The sequence below is a fragment of the Pseudalkalibacillus sp. Hm43 genome, assembly GCF_054170705.1.
Window position 1 is genome coordinate 2432621 of sequence record NZ_CM135129.1, and the last position, 18122, is coordinate 2450742.

12 protein-coding genes, 1 tRNA gene, 2 rRNA genes and 2 other annotated features are annotated in these 18122 nt (G+C 44.6%); of the genes, 4 read left to right on the forward strand and 11 right to left on the reverse strand.

Features of this window, described 5'->3' with window-relative positions; genetic code table 11:
- Positions 1-146: 146 nt before the first annotated feature.
- Both ACXQIQ_RS13010 and ACXQIQ_RS13015 read left to right on the forward strand, forming a co-directional pair.
- The gene (locus ACXQIQ_RS13010; RefSeq protein WP_439302526.1) at positions 147-788 is read left to right on the forward strand and encodes a deoxynucleoside kinase; all 642 of its coding nucleotides are present in this window, start codon (positions 147-149) and stop codon (positions 786-788) included.
- The gene (locus ACXQIQ_RS13015; RefSeq protein ID WP_439302527.1) at positions 785-1456 is read left to right on the forward strand and encodes a deoxynucleoside kinase; all 672 of its coding nucleotides are present in this window, start codon (positions 785-787) and stop codon (positions 1454-1456) included. The genes ACXQIQ_RS13010 and ACXQIQ_RS13015 overlap by 4 nt, the downstream gene beginning before the upstream one ends.
- 57 nt (positions 1457-1513) lie before the next feature.
- Here the strand turns inward: ACXQIQ_RS13015 and ACXQIQ_RS13020 are convergent, their stop codons facing one another.
- The 3 genes from ACXQIQ_RS13020 to hisC are packed head-to-tail and all read right to left on the reverse strand — an operon-like array spanning position 1514 to position 4598.
- Positions 1514-2362 (reverse strand): transporter substrate-binding domain-containing protein, encoded by an 849-nt coding sequence (locus ACXQIQ_RS13020; protein WP_439302528.1) that lies wholly within the window; start codon positions 2360-2362, stop codon positions 1514-1516.
- Between the two features lie 30 nt (positions 2363-2392).
- Positions 2393-3493, reverse strand: a complete 1101-nt coding sequence (locus ACXQIQ_RS13025; RefSeq protein WP_439302536.1) for a prephenate dehydrogenase — start codon at positions 3491-3493, stop codon at positions 2393-2395.
- Positions 3494-3506: 13 nt separating this feature from the next.
- On the reverse strand, positions 3507-4598 hold the full coding sequence (gene hisC, locus ACXQIQ_RS13030) for a histidinol-phosphate transaminase (protein ID WP_439302529.1): 1092 nt from the start codon (positions 4596-4598) through the stop codon (positions 3507-3509).
- A 110-nt stretch (positions 4599-4708) separates the two neighbouring features.
- Positions 4709-4915: a binding site (T-box leader), on the reverse strand.
- A 225-nt stretch (positions 4916-5140) separates the two neighbouring features.
- On the opposite strand from hisC, the gene ACXQIQ_RS13035 reads away from it, so the two are divergent.
- Positions 5141-6229 (forward strand): bifunctional 3-deoxy-7-phosphoheptulonate synthase/chorismate mutase, encoded by a 1089-nt coding sequence (locus tag ACXQIQ_RS13035; protein WP_439302530.1) that lies wholly within the window; start codon positions 5141-5143, stop codon positions 6227-6229.
- Positions 6230-6911: 682 nt separating this feature from the next.
- Here ACXQIQ_RS13035 and ACXQIQ_RS13040 read toward each other — a convergent pair.
- The 6 genes from ACXQIQ_RS13040 to guaB all read right to left on the reverse strand — a co-directional run bounded on the left by ACXQIQ_RS13040 (position 6912) and on the right by guaB (position 13698).
- Positions 6912-7004, reverse strand: a tRNA-Ser gene (locus tag ACXQIQ_RS13040).
- 246 nt (positions 7005-7250) lie between these two features.
- A complete protein-coding gene (gene serS / locus ACXQIQ_RS13045; protein ID WP_439302531.1) occupies positions 7251-8528 on the reverse strand; it encodes a serine--tRNA ligase in 1278 nt (425 codons plus the stop codon).
- 236 nt (positions 8529-8764) lie between these two features.
- Positions 8765-8991 (reverse strand) — a binding site (T-box leader).
- A 26-nt stretch (positions 8992-9017) separates the two neighbouring features.
- Positions 9018-9623 carry a pyridoxal 5'-phosphate synthase glutaminase subunit PdxT gene (pdxT, locus tag ACXQIQ_RS13050; protein WP_439302532.1) on the reverse strand — a complete coding sequence of 202 codons (606 nt, stop codon included), beginning with the start codon at positions 9621-9623 and terminating at the stop codon, positions 9018-9020.
- A gap of 23 nt (positions 9624-9646) precedes the next feature.
- A complete protein-coding gene (pdxS, locus tag ACXQIQ_RS13055; RefSeq protein WP_439302533.1) occupies positions 9647-10531 on the reverse strand; it encodes a pyridoxal 5'-phosphate synthase lyase subunit PdxS in 885 nt (294 codons plus the stop codon).
- Positions 10532-10728: 197 nt separating this feature from the next.
- A complete protein-coding gene (locus ACXQIQ_RS13060; protein WP_439302537.1) occupies positions 10729-12081 on the reverse strand; it encodes a D-alanyl-D-alanine carboxypeptidase family protein in 1353 nt (450 codons plus the stop codon).
- Positions 12082-12240: 159 nt separating this feature from the next.
- Positions 12241-13698, reverse strand: coding sequence for an IMP dehydrogenase (guaB, locus tag ACXQIQ_RS13065; protein WP_439302534.1), 1458 nt, complete (start codon positions 13696-13698; stop codon positions 12241-12243).
- Positions 13699-13820: 122 nt separating this feature from the next.
- Here guaB and ACXQIQ_RS13070 point away from each other — a divergent pair, with 122 nt between their 5' ends.
- Complete coding sequence (locus ACXQIQ_RS13070) at positions 13821-14786, forward strand: YaaC family protein (RefSeq protein ID WP_439302535.1); 966 nt, start codon at positions 13821-13823, stop codon at positions 14784-14786.
- A gap of 96 nt (positions 14787-14882) precedes the next feature.
- On the opposite strand, the gene rrf is transcribed toward ACXQIQ_RS13070, so the two are convergent.
- Both rrf and ACXQIQ_RS13080 read right to left on the reverse strand, forming a co-directional pair.
- Positions 14883-14998 (reverse strand): 5S ribosomal RNA (gene rrf, locus ACXQIQ_RS13075).
- Between the two features lie 73 nt (positions 14999-15071).
- Positions 15072-18008 (reverse strand): 23S ribosomal RNA (locus ACXQIQ_RS13080).
- Positions 18009-18122 lie beyond the last annotated feature (114 nt).

Here is an 18122-nt window from a genome sequence, read left to right on the forward strand (position 1 = left end):
CCTTGTCATATAAGCCACATGAAGATGTGATTTACACGAAGATATCGGGCACTTTTTTGCGTCCGTTTTTTCCAAATGAACCTGTCGATTTATGTCACCGTGTGGTACAATGGTATTTGTCTATTTCGTACATAGGAGGCACTTTTATGGATAATACTCCCTTCATCGCGGTGGAAGGTCCTATCGGTGTCGGAAAAACATCTTTAGCCAAAGCGATCAGCGATCGATACAATTATCATCTACTGAAAGAAATCGTTGAAGAGAACCCATTTCTCGGTAAGTTCTACGATGATATCGAAGAGTGGAGCTTCCAGACAGAAATGTTTTTCCTCTGCAATCGATTCAAGCAGCTTGAGGATATCGATCGATTATACTTACAACATACATTACCTGTCGTTTCTGACTACCATATTTTCAAGAACCGTATATTTGCTATGCGTACATTGAAGGATGTGCACTTTCAAAAGTATATGCAAATTTTCGAGATCCTGACGAAGGACATGCCTTCACCCAACATGGTGATTTATTTGAAGGCCAGTCTTGAAACGTTGCTGAAACGCATTTCACTTCGTGGAAGAGACATTGAAAAAAATATCGATCCGGATTACTTGAAGCAGTTGTCTTCGGATTATGATATCTTCATGTATCAGTTCCAGAAGCTCCACCCGGAAATCCCTGTTTTGACAATTGATGGTGACCAGGTCGATTTCGTACAAAACCCAGAACAGCTCGAAGACATACTCAGAACTGTCCAAGATACTTTTCGGAAAAAGGAAGTGAAACAATGAGCATCCATGACAAATACAAAATTCCCAAAAACGCGGTCATCACAGTTGCCGGAACGGTCGGTGTCGGTAAATCGACCATGACGAAAGCGATCGCGGAAAAACTGGGCTTCGATACATCTATGGAAAAGGTCGATACTAACCCGTATCTGGACAAGTTCTATCATGATTTCGAACGCTGGAGTTTCCATCTACAAATTTATTTCCTTGCAGAACGCTTCAAGGAACAGAAGAGAATGTTCGAACAAGGTGGCGGCTTCGTCCAAGATCGTTCCATTTATGAAGACACTGGCATTTTCGCAAAAATGCATCATGACAAAGGAACCATGACGAACATTGATTACGAAACGTACACAAGCTTGTTTGAGGCGATGGTGATGACTCCGTTCTTCCCACACCCTGATGTGTTGATCTACATTGAAGGAAGCCTTGAAGATATCATCGATCGCATCAAATCACGCGGCCGACCAATGGAACAACAAACGCCGATTGCCTATTGGGAAGAGATGCACAGCCGTTATGAAAATTGGATCAACAACTTTACAACATGCCCAGTGCTGAAAGTGAACATCAATGATTATGATCTGATCCAGAATCCGGAATCCGTAGACCCTATCTTGAAGAAGATCGGTGAAACGATCAACGGCAACAATAAGTTACAGCATGTATAGAAAAGCTTAAACACTAAAGGACTGACGTCAATGTCAGTCCTTTTTCTATGTGCTGCGTCAAACCGCATTTTGTGTCTGGTTTTCCGTCAGTCCCCATTTTATCTTCAACCGTTCCATTTCTCCTTGTATTTGAAGTTCTTCAAGCCACAAGGAAATCCAGTTCTGATAATCGAGATCTCCGCGATGGATCATGTAGACTTTTTCGCTTTTTGCAAATGAACCATTTGCTGCTGCAGGGTATAGCCGTTGATCGAGCTTGGAGTAATAGACCGCTTCTATATGATCGGTGATCATGACGTCCACTTCCCCCCGGGCAACCATATGTGGGATAGATAAGTTGTTATCAATGACAACGACCTCGGCTTGTCTGATGTTCTGGCGTACAAAGCGTTCGTTAGTCCCGCCTGGGTTCAATCCTATACGAACATCAGGATGATCGATATCTTGAAGATCGAGATATCGATGCTTGTCTTCATTACGAATTAATGGAGCTTTTGAATCTCTGAAATAAGGCTGGGTCAAGTGCGCCATCTTCTGTCGTTCGAGATTCCTACTTACCCCACCCATCGCAATATCGAATCGATCCGCATGCAGATCGCTCATCATTGTTCCCCATGAAGTCTGAACAAAACATACTTCTACATCGAGTTGCTCAGCTAAATGGTAGGCGACATCAATATCATATCCTTCATATTGCTTCGTTTCTGGATTGTAATAGGTGAAAGGCTTATAGTCTCCTGAAGTCCCAACTCTGACGATCCCCGCCTCTATGATGCGATCCAGACGAGAAAGATGCTGGAGACGATGTGACGTCATCAGTAAGGGGCTTCTGAAAAAGGCTCCGCTCCCTTCAGGATGATCTTTTTTCATTTCATAGGCTTCGGTTTGTAAATGAGCTCTTTTCATATTCTTCCCCTCCTAATGACTTATTTTGTGTTACACGCTATACGTTTCGTACTGATGTCTTTCAAGACACTCCTTGGCTCTGTATCGATCATCATCTGTACGGAAACTGAGTCTTAAAACACCGTACACATCTTCTCGTGCTTCTATGATCCGTATATTCGTAATACTGATGGCTTCATCTGCGAGAATCGTCGTCACTGTCGAGATGACACCGGCTTGGTCGACAACATCGACATACAGGTCATAAAACGATCGGATGGCACCTTTTCTTCCTGCTGGCATGTCGTCTCGAAATGCCTTCGCTTCAGCGAAATATTCATACAGTTCACTCCGCTCATTCCGCTCAACCAATGAGCGAACCTCCTTCATTTCCTCCATCCACCCGTCTAGAAGAGCAAGAATATTATACCGGTTATGCTGTACGATATCCCTCCACATGGAAGGGCTACTAGAAGCGATTCTCGTGATATCCCGGAAACCTCCTGCCGCTAAGCTGCTGATCCGCTCATTCTTTCCTGCCTGGTCTTTCACCTGGCGGACGAGGCTCGCAGCGATGACATGCGGGAAATGGCTGACCACTCCGGTGACATGGTCGTGTTCCTCTGCATCCATCACTTGTACGTTCCCTTTTGTACCGGACAACCAGTTTTTCAGTTCATCTACCTTATCTTCAGGGGTCCCCGGCAGTAAGGTCAGTACATAGAACGCATTTTCAAATAAATGTGCCTTCGCACTTCCTACTCCGGACTTATGGGATCCTGCCATCGGATGGCCTCCAATGAATACCACCCCTTCTTGCAGCATGGATTGTGCTTTTTTCATGATATTCACTTTTGTACTTCCGACATCAGTAATGATCGCACCTGTTTTAAAATCGTAATCCTGGAACTCCTCTAACAAGCGAAGTGTTTCCTCGACCGGCGTTCCGAGAATGATCAGATCGGCTTGCTTCGCTTCTCCTTTCAAGTCAGTACTGTATTCATCAATGACATTCATTGATTTCGCTAACTTGCATTGTTCTTCGTTCAAATCATAACCGATGATTTGAGCTTCTTTATGCGCTTTTTTTATCGCTAATGTCAGGGATCCACCGATTAATCCGACCCCGATCAATAAGACACGTTTATCCACTCGCTCGTTCCCCTTATGATGTTCGTTTGATTGCTGCTCCATCTACGAGTATCTCTTTCATCAGTGCGATGATTTCAGCATTTTCTTCTTTTTTCCCGATGGTAATCCGAATTCCGTTTTTGATGGGTCTCACGATGTACCCTTTTTGCAATAAGAAATGGAATACGAGATCGTTGTCCATTTCAGGTTCAATATAGACGAAGTTCCCTTGAGAAGGGTAGTACGGTATACGATACTTGTTGAAGAATAGATAAAATTGCTGTAACGCTTCCTTGTTTTTTACTACGCATTCTTCTACAAAAGAAGGATCATCGATTGCAGCTTGTGCAGCAATTTGAGCAAACTTCGATGTGTTGAAAGGTAGTCTGCCGATATCTAGCTTCTCTAATAATTTTTCCTGACCGATTGCATAACCAATTCTGAATGCTGCAAGACCATACCCTTTTGAAAAAGTTCGTAATACAAGCAGATTTTCATACTCTCGCATGAGCTTCATCGCATCTGGAAAATCCTCAGCGGTTACATATTCATAATACGCTTCATCAAGTACGACAAGTGTTTCGTTTGGTACTTTTTCTAGAAAACTACGAAGTTCCCTTTCGCTGCTATACGTGCCAGTCGGGTTATTTGGATTACAGATCCATACAAGACTTGTGTTTTCATCGACGACTTGTTGCATGTGTTCTAAATCATGTCGCCCTTCCTTTAACGGAACAGCTTTGATTTCCGTGTTTTCGATGACTGCATGGTGTCTGAACTGCGGAAATGTGAAATCAGCCATTACGACATTCGTTTCAGCCGTCAAAAGACACCTACTGATCATTTGGATCATCTCATCCAAACCACTGCTGAAGAGGAGCTGGCTTTCCTTCACGTTCAACCGACCAGCTAATGTTCTTCTTAAATCCTCCGCTCGGCTGTCTGGATAATGAGCATAGTGGGCGATGGACTGTATAGCCTCTGATACTTTACTCGAGCAACCATAAGGGTTCTCATTGGATGCTAGATTCACGATTTTTGTAAGTCCAAGCTCTTTTTTCACATTATCGATGGACTTACCAGGGTCATAAGCTTTAAGAGACAAGAGTTGCTTTTTCACGTTCATTTCATCTCCTCCATTACGCTCTTATTTAGGCGATCGTTTTCTAACCATGTCCAGACGGCTTTACTATGTCCCTCCTCTTTTTCCATATAAAAACGCCCCTGCTCTTGATCAGCAGGGACGATTTAATCGCGGTACCACCCTCATTACGGACTTTCTCCGTCACTTCATTTGGTTAACGGTATTACCGTCTTTTTCAGCCGTGTGAAAAAGAAGCTCAAGGGTGAACTTCATGCAGAACTTTGTACTGATTCGCACCAACCATCAGTTCTCTGGTATTCAGGGAGTTCAACACTACTTTGTCCTATCATTGCCTGTGCGTATTTTATTAATATCAATTTTTAACACGGAAGATTTGATTTGTAAAGTCTAAATTTTTTTAAAAACTTTTTTGGTTACGCTTACATGGTTGAGGCTGTTGCTTTTGCGGTTTAAAGCGCAAAATTTTCTGATCATTCTGGTATTGACATTTTTATATACCGTGCTTTAAAGTCTTAAACAATCTTTTATTAATTTTAAATGGTGAAGGAGTGGAGTGATCGATCATGTCGAAGGAATTGGAAGTCTTGCGTGAACAGATTGAACAATTGAACATGCAAATATTAGACTTGTTGAACCAACGCGGTACGGTTGTTCAACAAATCGGGAAAATCAAAGAAATGCAAGGCGTGAAGCGTTTTGATCCTGTTCGTGAGCGCCGTCTTTTGGATCAAGTTGCAGAACACAACAATGGTCCTTTTGAGACCTCCACGCTTCAGCACATATTCAAGACGATATTCAAAGCGAGTCTTGAACTTCAGAAAGAGGACAATCGAAAAGCACTTCTCGTTTCTCGAAAACGGAAACCTGAGAATACGGTCATTAATGTAAATGGTGAATTGATTGGAGACGGGAATGCCCGTTTCATCATGGGGCCCTGTGCTGTAGAAAGCTACGATCAAGTCTTTCAGGTAGCTAAGGAAATGAAAGCGCAAGGATTGAAGCTGCTTCGAGGCGGGGCTTTCAAACCGAGAACATCCCCGTATGACTTCCAGGGGCTGGGCTTTGAAGGATTGGAAATTTTACGAAAGGTAGCAGATGAACTCGATCTCGCCGTCGTGACTGAAATCCTCAATCCGAATGATTTGGAGAAAGCACTGGATTATGTCGATGTCATCCAAATCGGCGCTCGAAACATGCAAAACTTCGATTTACTGAAAGCAGCAGGTTCAGTGAACAAACCTGTTCTGTTGAAGCGAGGTATGTCAGCGACAATTGAAGAATTCATGTACGCTGCCGAATACATCATCTCAAGTGGAAATGAACAAGTGATTCTATGTGAACGAGGAATTCGTACGTATGAACGAGCAACCCGGAACACGCTCGATATCTCTGCCGTACCAATTCTGAAGAAGGAGACACATCTGCCTGTGATCGTCGATGTGACCCATTCAACCGGCAGGAAAGATCTGCTCGTTCCAGCTGCAAAAGCCGCACTTGCCATCGGCACTGACGGTATCATGGCTGAAGTCCATCCCGACCCTGCTGTTGCGTTATCGGACTCAGCTCAGCAGATGAATCTCGAAGAATTCAAATCGTTCATGAATGAAGTAAGGCCGGAACCCATCATTGCGAAAAAGAAGACCAGCGCTTAAGCTAACGGGTTCGGTTATCTATCACAAACAATAAATATGTTGACTAAAATGTGCCCCGAATTGCATAGCAATTTGAGGCACTATTTTTGTTGATAAATAAGGATTATTGCTCAAATAGAACGTTAAATTGTTTGAACATTTGCATACGAATTTGTAACCTTTCAGAATCCCCTGTATGTTTGCAAATTGACCTGCATTTTACTATTAATTGTTCTTGTTAGAATGCGGAAGGTAATCAAGATTTTAAACCTATTGTTATTCAACAAAAGGACAGGATTGTTGAAGGTGGGAGATAGGGTTTAACGGACATCAGATCCGTTATTTGTGACAAAAACGCCAATTTCGGTGTGCAAACGGACATCAGATGCGCTATTTTTTAAAAAGTATATTGTTTTGGATGATTTTGAACCAAATAAGGTATCATATGTCCGTTAAGTATAGTGAAAATGAATAAGTTATAGAAATAAGGTCCTCAATGTCCGTTAGATTTATGAATTAGTCATTCTTCATTAATTATCGTGCGCTTTAGTTTAAAAAACTGGAATAAAATAATATTTAAGCGCTGGTTCTTTTTCATTTTAAATTGAAAGTTCTTAAAGCATAAAAAAAATTCGTTACTAAATGTAACGAATTTTATTCACATACAATCTCCGTTGTAATATGCGCTGTGATTTAATAAAAATGGAGGAGGTAGAGGGATTCGAACCCCCGCGGGCTGTTACACCCCTGGCGGTTTTCAAGACCGCTCCCTTCAGCCAGACTTGGGTATACCTCCGTACCGACAAAAATCATTATAGCATCGTCGAAAAGCAAAAGTCAACACTAAATCGACATTTTTTTTGAAAGGAAAAGTGTAAGTGCCCCGTTCAGTCACGAAGGTCACTGGAAAACAGACGAGGAGGCTGTGGCCGCCGCAGGAAGTTTGAAGTGATCCAAGTGACTGGGCACTGAGCTAGACATCTCTTCCTTGCATCAAACATATTTTAAAGGGCGGTTGAATCCCGCCCTTTCCATCTATTTTTTACTTCGTAATCACGCTTTTGTTCCCCATGTATGGACGTAGCACTTCAGGAATTTCGACAGAACCATCTTCCTGTTGATAATTCTCTAAGATTGCTGCAACCGTTCGACCAATTGCAAGTCCAGAACCGTTCAATGTGTGTACATGTTCCGGCTTCGCTTTTGGCTCACGACGGAAACGGATATTAGCACGACGCGCCTGGAAGTCCTCAAAGTTACTGCAAGAAGAGATCTCACGGTATGTTTCATAGCTTGGGATCCAAACCTCGATGTCATATTTCTTCGCCGCGGTAAAACCAAGATCACCCGTACACATGCTCATCACTCGATATGGAAGCTTCAAGAGCTGCAACACTTTTTCCGCATGTCCAGTCAATGTTTCCAACTGGTCATAAGACTCTTCAGGTTTTACAAAGTGTACAAGTTCTACTTTGTTGAATTGGTGGTGACGAATCAAGCCGCGTGTATCACGACCTGCAGATCCAGCTTCAGAACGGAAACATGCACTGAATGCGACATAAGCTTTCGGAAGTTCTTCAGGCTTCAAGATTTCATCACGGTGTAGGTTCGTTACAGGGACTTCAGCCGTTGGAATCAAGAAATAATCTTCTTCACGAATTTTGAAAGCATCCTCTTCGAACTTCGGAAGCTGACCAGTACCTGTCATACTTTCACGGTTGACGAGATATGGAGGCAGAACTTCCGTATAACCGTGCTGGTCTTCATGCAGATCCATCATGAAGTTAATCAATGCACGCTCAAGACGAGCACCTAATCCTTTGTAAAAAGCGAAACGGCTTCCTGTTACTTTGGCTGCACGTTCGAAGTCAACGATGTCTAAATCTGTTGCAACATCCCAGTGAGGTTTTGGTTCGAAATCGAACTGACGAATGTCGCCCCATTCTCTTGCGACCACATTATCTTCTTCATCCCCACCGATTGGTGCAGATTCATGAGGGATGTTCGGCAAGGTCAGCATGATTTTTTGCAGCTTCTCCTCAACTAGGCGAAGTTCTTCATCATAAGACTTGATCTTCTCACCGACTTCTCGCATTTCTGTAATCAGGTGATCCGCATCCTTCTTTTCTCGTTTGAACTCTGCTACTTGCTTAGACACTGTATTACGACGGCTTTTCAGCTCTTCTACCTGATTGATCAATTCTCGACGCTTTTCATCTAAATCTTGGATTTGATCTAATCCAGAGATATCTTCACCTCTCGTAGAAAGCTTCTCCTTTACCTCGTCAAAATTGTCACGTACGAATTTCAAATCTAACATCTTCTTCTCCTCCTTCACTTAATCAAGCTTTTTTATTGATGAAACAGTCATCTTAAACACACATCACAGTATCGCTTAGTTGAGCAATTTCATGTTTGAATCACACATCACAGTATCGCTTAGTTGAGCAATTTCATGTTTGAATCACACATCTAGACGAATTAGAAACGAGTAACACCGATATCATTCGTCTTGGGAATTAAAAAAACTCCCGTCCCATATGTGTTTGTATCACATAAAGGGACGAGAGTTCACCCGCGTTGCCACCCTGGTTGTACCATCACAAATAGACGGTACCACTCTGGTAATGTAACGGTTACTAACCGAAAATACTTACTGGAGCTCAGGCTCGTTCTGCATTTTACTCAAGGATGGATTCACAAGGCTCTATCACCGATTTCCACCAACCATCGGCTCTCTATAGGAAAGAGGACTTGCTACTAGTTCCTGTCAACATTCGCTTCGATATTGTGTTAGTAGTAATTTACACTATTTCGATACGTTATGCAACTCGTTTTTATATTCCTCTGCCATCTTGACGAAATAACCATGCATTCTGTGGTCATCTGTCAATTCTGGATGGAATGCGCAGCATAGAAAACGCCCTTGTTGTGCTGCAACGACTTTGTCCTGGAATGTTGCTAATACTTTTACATCTGAACCGACTGATTCGATATATGGTGCACGGATGAATACACCGATATAATCTTCATCGCCTTCCATACCATCCACATTAAGAGGAATTTCAAAACTCTCTCTTTGGCGTCCGAAACCGTTACGATGGACTTTGATATCCATGACTTCAAGATGACCATGTTCTTGTCCGATGATCTCTTTCGCCATCAAAATCAAACCTGCGCACGTTCCAAACATCGGCTTTCCGGACTTGGCGAACTCCTGCAAAGGTCCGAACATTTCATATTTATCAATCAGACGACGCATCGTCGTGCTTTCCCCACCGGGTACGACGAGTGCATCAATGTCCTTTAATTCTTCAACACGTTTAATCAATTTCACTTCTGCACCTGATGCTTCTAGTGAACGAGCATGTTCACGAACTGCACCTTGCAGGGCAAGAATCCCAACTGTGACCATCTGGATGTCTCCTTTGTCGTCTCTTACCATCCACGATCTTGCATACGCTCTGAAGGTTGAAGAGAAGAAATCTCGACACCTTTCATCGCTGTTCCAAGACCCTTAGACAATTTAGCGATCAAATCATAATCTTGATAGTGTGTTGTCGCTTCTACAATTGCACGAGCGAACTTCTCAGGGTTATCGGATTTGAAGATACCAGATCCGACGAATACGCCATCTGCCCCAAGTTCCATCATCAATGCAGCATCTGCTGGAGATGCTACTCCACCTGCCGCAAAGTTGACCACCGGTAGACGTCCTTCACGCTTGATTTGAAGAAGGAGCTCATATGGTGCACCAAGGTTTTTCGCTTCTGTCATGATCTCGTCTTCGCTCATACCGACGACTTTCTTCACTTGAGCTTGAATGAGACGCATGTGACGGACTGCTTCTACGATATTACCTGTTCCAGGCTCACCTTTCGTACGAAGCATAGAAGCACCTTCTCCGATACGACGAGTCGCTTCACCAAGGTCACGCGCACCACATACGAATGGCACCGTGAAGTCACGCTTGTTCAAGTGATACACTTCATCTGCAGGTGTCAAAACTTCACTTTCGTCGATGTAGTCTGCACCAAGCGCTTCTAGAACACGAGCCTCAACGATATGACCGATACGTGCTTTTGCCATGACTGGAATTGAAACGGCATTGATGACCTCTTCAACAATTGTTGGGTCTGCCATACGAGCAACTCCACCAGCTGCACGAATATCTGCAGGGACACGCTCAAGTGCCATTACGGCAACTGCGCCAGCCTCTTCAGCAATCTTCGCTTGTTCTGCGTTCACAACGTCCATGATGACGCCGCCTTTTTGCATTTCTGCCATTCCGCGTTTTACGCGATCAGTACCTGTTTGTACCATGTATAATTCCCCCTATCAGTAGGTGTTTTTTAAGTATGATTCGGTTAATTCTTAAATCCTATCCTATTGTATCACTTTTCTGTTTTCATGCCTATCCAGACAGGTGATTCCACATGAAATACCACTGGAAATTTCTTCATTGTTTCAAAAAAGGAACTGAGCATGAAATGCTTCAGTTCCTTGTATATGGATTTGTATTAGAATAAGCCTTTGATCGAATCGACGACGTTCGACCAAATATCTCCGAAGAATCCACCGATTCCACGCATCATGAGCACGAACCAGTTCGCTTTTTCAACGTCTGCTTGAGCGACAATCGGAGAGCTCGCTTTCTTGCTAGCTTTTTCCGTAATGTAGCCTAAGTCTTCTCCTGCGTACTCAAGACTTAATGTGCCGACTTGATCTCCTTTTTTGACAGGAGCCGTCAATTGGCCTTTATCATTGAGCACTTTGTTGTTCCAAGTCACTTTTGGCTTATATTGATCTTCTTCACCATTTGGAATCACCATAGAAAGTGCATCTGTAGACTGGACATCTACGCTTTTCTCTTTTCCTTTGATGACTGGGATAGAAGACTTACCATCAATAACATATCCTGCCTTGACGATTTCTTGCTTTCCGAAGTTATTGAAACCATAATCCAAAAGCTTTCTTGTTTCTTCAAAACGTGCTCTACGGTCGTTTGCTTTCATGACTACAGAAATTAGTCGTAGACCATTACGTTCAGCTGTTCCAGTGAAGGAATATCCTGCAAGATCAGTAGATCCCGTTTTCAATCCATCGATACCTTCATACGCGAGACCAAAACCTTGAGGGTTCCCCGGAAGCATCCAGTTCCAGTTGATCATACGGTTTTCATCATCCGTTCCTTTTCGGAACAATTTCTCTGGAATCTTTGCCGTTTCGAGGATTTGCGGATAATCATTCAGTAAATGATACGCAAGCTTCGCTGTATCACGAGATGAAATCATGTTCATGTCTTCTTCACCACCAGCTGGGTGGTTACCTTTTAAGTCACGGTTATTTAAGCCTGTACTATTAACGAAATTATATTTTTTCAATCCTAGTTCTTTTGCTTTATCATTCATCATTTTGACGAAGTTTGCTTCAGAACCTGCAATCGTTTCTGCAATCGCCATTGTGGCACCATTTGCGGAATAAATCGCGGCTGCTTCGTATAGTTCTTTGATCGTATAATCCGGATCGGCATCTTTTCTTAGCCATACATTGGACAAGCTTCTATCTTGCGCTACTTTATGTACACGATCGCTTATTTTAACTGGGGTTTCCCATTGAACTTCACCATTGTCAACTGCTTCTAAAATCAAATATAAACTCATCATCTTGGTCATACTTGCCGGTGGCAATAGTAAATCAGCATTTTTCTCAAATAGAATCTTACCTGATTCTGCATCTACTAGAATAGCAGCTTCTGCTTGCAACTGTAATTCAGGAGCAGCATAACCTTTCTTTGCAGTAGATGTGATAATTCCAGTAATGACGAGTGCCATCGTTAAAACTAAGATGACTGTTTGTTTCATTCGGTTAATCAACCTTTGCACCTCCAACCCATATACAACACCGGTTATTGTACCATAATAAATATGAAAAAAATAGACAGTGGAAACCCCACTGTCTGAAAAAATTTAAAAATGGTACAAACATCGCATCTTTTTTTACGATTGTGTGACAACCGGCATAAAAACGTCCTATACCGAGTAGTTTGGTGCTTCTTTCGTGATCTGTACATCATGTGGATGGCTTTCTCGTAATCCAGCGTTCGTGATGCGGGTAAACCTTGCATTTTCCCTCAAGTCATCAACACTTGGCGTGCCGCAATAACCCATTCCAGATCGCAAGCCTCCAACCAATTGATGTACAGTGTCCGCTAGTGGCCCTTTATAAGGTACACGACCTTCAATTCCTTCTGGGACGAGTTTCTGGTTATTTTCTTGGAAATAACGGTCACGGCTTCCGCGTTCCATCGCTCCAATTGATCCCATACCACGATACACTTTGAATTGACGCCCTTGATAGATTTCTCGCTCACCTGGGCTTTCGTCTACCCCTGCAAGAAGGCTTCCAAGCATGACTGCATGTCCGCCCGCCGCAAGCGCCTTGACGACATCACCTGAGTACTTGATCCCGCCATCTGCTATGATCGGAATGTTGTATTTCCGTGCTTCTGTCGCACATTCATAAACCGCAGTGACTTGAGGTACACCGACTCCAGCGACGACTCGAGTCGTACAGATCGATCCTGGTCCGATACCGACCTTCACCACATCGACACCTGCTTCAATCAAATCACGTGTCCCTTCTGCAGTTGCTACATTTCCTGCAATGATCGTGACGTCAGGGTATGCTGATTTGATTTCTTTCACTTTTGCGAGTACGCCTTCAGAATGTCCGTGTGCTGTATCAATGACAAGTGCATCTACTCCAGCTTCCACAAGCTTTTTCACTCTCATCATTGCATCTGCGGTAACGCCGACTGCAGCACCTGCTAGCAGTCTACCATGTGCATCTTTTGCCGAGTTCGGAAATTCAATGACTTTCTCAATGTCTTTAATCGTGATTAGTCCTTTTAAGATCCCTTCTTCATCGACGAGTGGAAGCTTTTCAATTCGATGCTGTTGAAGGATTTCTTCAGCTTCTTTCAATGTTGTACCTACAGATGCCGTGACTAAGTTCTCATGTGTCATGACTTCTTTGATTTTGATGGAAAAATCTTGAATGAAACGCATGTCTCGGTTCGTGATGATGCCGACAAGTGTACGGTTCTCATCCACAATCGGAACACCGGAGATGCGGTATTTCCCCATTAAATGCTCAGCATCAAAGACTTGATGCTCGGGAGTGAGATAAAAAGGATTCGTAATAACACCGGACTCAGAGCGTTTGACACGATCGACATGTTCCGCTTGTTCCTCAATCGACATATTTTTATGAATGATCCCTAGACCACCTTGACGTGCCATTGCAATCGCCATTTTCGATTCCGTTACCGTATCCATTCCAGCACTGATAATCGGGATATTAAGCTTTACATGATCCGATAATCTTGTTTTGACAGATACGTCCCTTGGTAATACGGATGATTTTGCAGGCACAAGCAAAACATCATCGAACGTAAGTCCTTCTCTTGCAAATTTGTCTTCCCACATTCGTCCCACTCTCCTTTTAATCGTTAAAATATTATTTGTAGATTAACAATGGGGTAAACTACTGTCAAGAAAGCAGGAATAAGTCCGATTATTCGTAAAATTTGCGCTATGGATGTGACTACATGGAACCCCTATTCAACGAATGGAAAAGCTTCGATCAATACTTAAGTGCACAATCCACTCAGCGATACTTAAAAAGATGCTATGAACAGTTGAAAACAGACATGTCGATTGAGGAATTAAGCTATCGGAACAGTTACAGCTTCATCTATTATCTGACTCATGGGAAACGTCATTTCGACCTATGTCGTCAATCCCCGCTGGAACTGCAGCCGATGCTCCTTTACTATGGGATGGTCCAGCTTTTGAAATGCTGTCTTTTAACCGTTGACCCTCTATACCCTGAGTCGACTGCTCTACTAGCTCATGGGGTGACGACCAGGAAACGGAAAAAGCAAAACTATCTCTTTTTACAAGATGAAATCAAGGTACAACGAAACGGGCTATTTCCTTATTTCTCTGAACAACTCTTCGGAATGGAGCAACTCGAAGGAGATAAGTTCCAGATGAAAGATTTATTTAGCTATGTCCCTGAAATGGACGACCTTTTTCGTCAGGTCAGCGGAAAATCTCCACTCGTACCTGTTGAAGGATCGCTTACGGATGGTCAGGTTCTGATTGATGATCGAATACTGGATTCACTACATATGACGGGTTCTCGATTTGTCCAGTTTCTGCAGCAACAAGCTTTACCGAATCATGTAGAAGTGTCTTATGACAACTCACAATTCACCGTCGAATTTCTCAAAACTCTGAATGCACACACGACATTTTTCAGGAAAACAATCGACAATCAATGGTTTGTACCGAATACTCGGGAAGGGTTCAAACCGATGCATGAAGTAATGGTCCATTATTTGTTGCTGTATAACCTGAGCATGATCTGTCGTTACGAAACGGAATGGTGGGGTGATTTGTTCTACACGTTCTCAAGCAATGATTATCCTTATATTTCTCGATTCCTTGCAATTTCTCGTGTAAAAGTACCGTATATGCTGTTGGAGTATTTGGATGGGAAGAAGCAGTGAAGTTGATTTCTTCGAATTCACTCCCTTTAGGTCCTTATGGACCTAATTTTTAATGAAAAATAAAAAAGAACAGCCTCATAAGGCTGCTCTGTTGTTGCCCGGCGACGTTCTACTCTCACAGGGGGAAGCCCCCAATTACCATTGACGCTGAAGAGCTTAACTTCCGTGTTCGGCATGGGAACGGGTGTGACCTCTTCGCCATCGTCACCAGACTATGAAGTTGAAGGAACCATTCCTTCAAAACTAGATAACGGTTCTTGAAAACATCTTTGATGTTTAAGTATTGTGGTTAAGTCCTCGATCGATTAGTATCTGTCAGCTTCACGTGTCACCACGCTTCCACACCAGACCTATCAACCTCATCATCTCTGAGGGATCTTACTCGCTTGACGCGATGGGAAATCTCATCTTGAGGGGGGCTTCATGCTTAGATGCTTTCAGCACTTATCCCGTCCACACGTAGCTACCCAGCGATGCTCCTGGCGGAACAACTGGTACACCAGCGGTGTGTCCATCCCGGTCCTCTCGTACTAAGGACAGCTCCTCTCAAATTTCCTGCGCCCGCGACGGATAGGGACCGAACTGTCTCACGACGTTCTGAACCCAGCTCGCGTACCGCTTTAATGGGCGAACAGCCCAACCCTTGGGACCTACTTCAGCCCCAGGATGCGATGAGCCGACATCGAGGTGCCAAACCTCCCCGTCGATGTGGACTCTTGGGGGAGATAAGCCTGTTATCCCCAGGGTAGCTTTTATCCGTTGAGCGATGGCCCTTCCATGCGGAACCACCGGATCACTAAGCCCGACTTTCGTCCCTGCTCGACTTGTAGGTCTCGCAGTCAAGCTCCCTTGTGCCTTTACACTCTGCGAATGATTTCCAACCATTCTGAGGGAACCTTTGGGCGCCTCCGTTACACTTTAGGAGGCGACCGCCCCAGTCAAACTGCCCACCTGACACTGTCTCCGAACCGGATCACGGTCCTGGGTTAGAATTTCAATACCGTCAGGGTAGTATCCCACCGACGCCTCCACCGAACCTAGCGGTCCGGCTTCTAAGGCTCCTACCTATCCTGTACAAACGATACCAAAATCCAATATCAGGCTACAGTAAAGCTCCATGGGGTCTTTCCGTCCTGTCGCGGGTAACCTGCATCTTCACAGGTACTATAATTTCACCGGGTCTCTCGTTGAGACAGTATCCAAGTCGTTGCACCTTTCGTGCGGGTCGGAACTTACCCGACAAGGAATTTCGCTACCTTAGGACCGTTATAGTTACGGCCGCCGTTTACTGGGGCTTCGATTCAGAGCTTCTCCCGTAAGGGATAACCCCTCCTCTTAACCTTCCAGCACCGGGCAGGTGTCAGCCCCTATACTTCGCCTTACGGCTTCGCAGAGACCTGTGTTTTTGCTAAACAGTCGCTTGGATCTTTTCACTGCGGCTCTCTCGGGCATACACCCTATCAGAGCACCCCTTCTCCCGAAGTTACGGGGTCATTTTGCCGAGTTCCTTAACGAGAGTTCTCCCGAGCATCTTAGGATTCTCTCCTCGCCTACCTGTGTCGGTTTACGGTACGGGCACCTCTTTCCTCGCTAGAGGCTTTTCTTGGCAGTGTAGGATCAGGGACTTCGGTACTTTAGTTCCCTCGCCATCACAGCTCTGCCGTATGGTGGACGGATTTGCCTATCCACCGGCCTTGACTGCTTGGACGCGCATATCCATCAGCGCGCTCTCCCTACCTTCCTGCGTCCCCCCGTTGCTCAAACGGAAAGGAGGTGGTACAGGAATATCAACCTGTTGTCCATCGCCTACGCCTTTCGGCCTCGGCTTAGGTCCCGACTAACCCTGAGCGGACGAGCCTTCCTCAGGAAACCTTGGGCTTTCGATGGAGAAGATTCTCACTTCTCTTTTCGCTACTCATACCGGCATTCTCACTTCAAAGCGCTCCACGAGTCCTTCCGGTCTCGCTTCTCAGCCCTTCGAACGCTCCCCTACCACTGTACCAAAGGTACAATCCATAGCTTCGGTGATACGTTTAGCCCCGGTACATTTTCGGCGCAGAGTCACTCGACCAGTGAGCTATTACGCACTCTTTAAATGGTGGCTGCTTCTAAGCCAACATCCTGGTTGTCTGGGCAACTCCACATCCTTTTCCACTTAACGTATACTTGGGGACCTTAGCTGATGGTCTGGGCTGTTTCCCTCTCGACTACGGATCTTATCACTCGCAGTCTGACTCCCGTGGACAAGTTCCTGGCATTCGGAGTTTGACTGAATTCGGTAATCCTGTGGGGACCCCTAGTCCAATCAGTGCTCTACCTCCAGAACTCTCACCACGAGGCTAGCCCTAAAGCTATTTCGGGGAGAACCAGCTATCTCCGAGTTCGATTGGCATTTCACCCCTACCCACACCTCATCCCCGCACTTTTCAACGTGCGTGGGTTCGGGCCTCCATTCAGTGTTACCTGAACTTCACCCTGGACATGGGTAGATCACTCGGTTTCGGGTCTACGACAACGTACTCCTTCGCCCTATTCAGACTCGCTTTCGCTGCGGCTCCGTCTTCTCAACTTAACCTTGCACGTTATCGTAACTCGCCGGTTCATTCTACAAAAGGCACGCCGTCACCCGTTAATGGGCTCCGACTACTTGTAGGCACACGGTTTCAGGATCTCTTTCACTCCCCTTCCGGGGTGCTTTTCACCTTTCCCTCACGGTACTGGTTCACTATCGGTCACTAGGGAGTATTTAGCCTTGGGAGATGGTCCTCCCAGATTCCGACGGGGTTTCACGTGTCCCGCCGTACTCAGGATCCACTCTGGAGGGAACGACGTTTTGGCTACAGGGCTGTTACCTCTTCTAGCGGGCCTTTCCAGACCGCTTCGCCTACGCCGTTCCTTTCTTACTCCGTATAGAGTGTCCTACAACCCCAAGAGGCAAGCCTCTTGGTTTGGGCTGATTCCGTTTCGCTCGCCGCTACTCAGGAAATCGCGATTGCTTTCTCTTCCTCTGGGTACTAAGATGTTTCAGTTCCCCAGGTCTGCCTTCTCATACCCTATGTATTCAGGTATGGATACTGTCCCATTACGGACAGTGGGTTCCCCCATTCGGAAATCTCCGGATCAAAGCTTACTTACAGCTCCCCGAAGCATATCGGTGTTCGTCCCGTCCTTCGTCGGCTCCTAGTGCCAAGGCATCCACCGTGCGCCCTTCATAACTTAACCACGTTATGAATGAACTTACACTTTACTTACTTTGTCATTAAATGACGTTTCGATGTCTTGTTTTCAAGAATTTTCGTTATCTAGTTTTCAAGGAACGTTTTTGAAAGAACATAA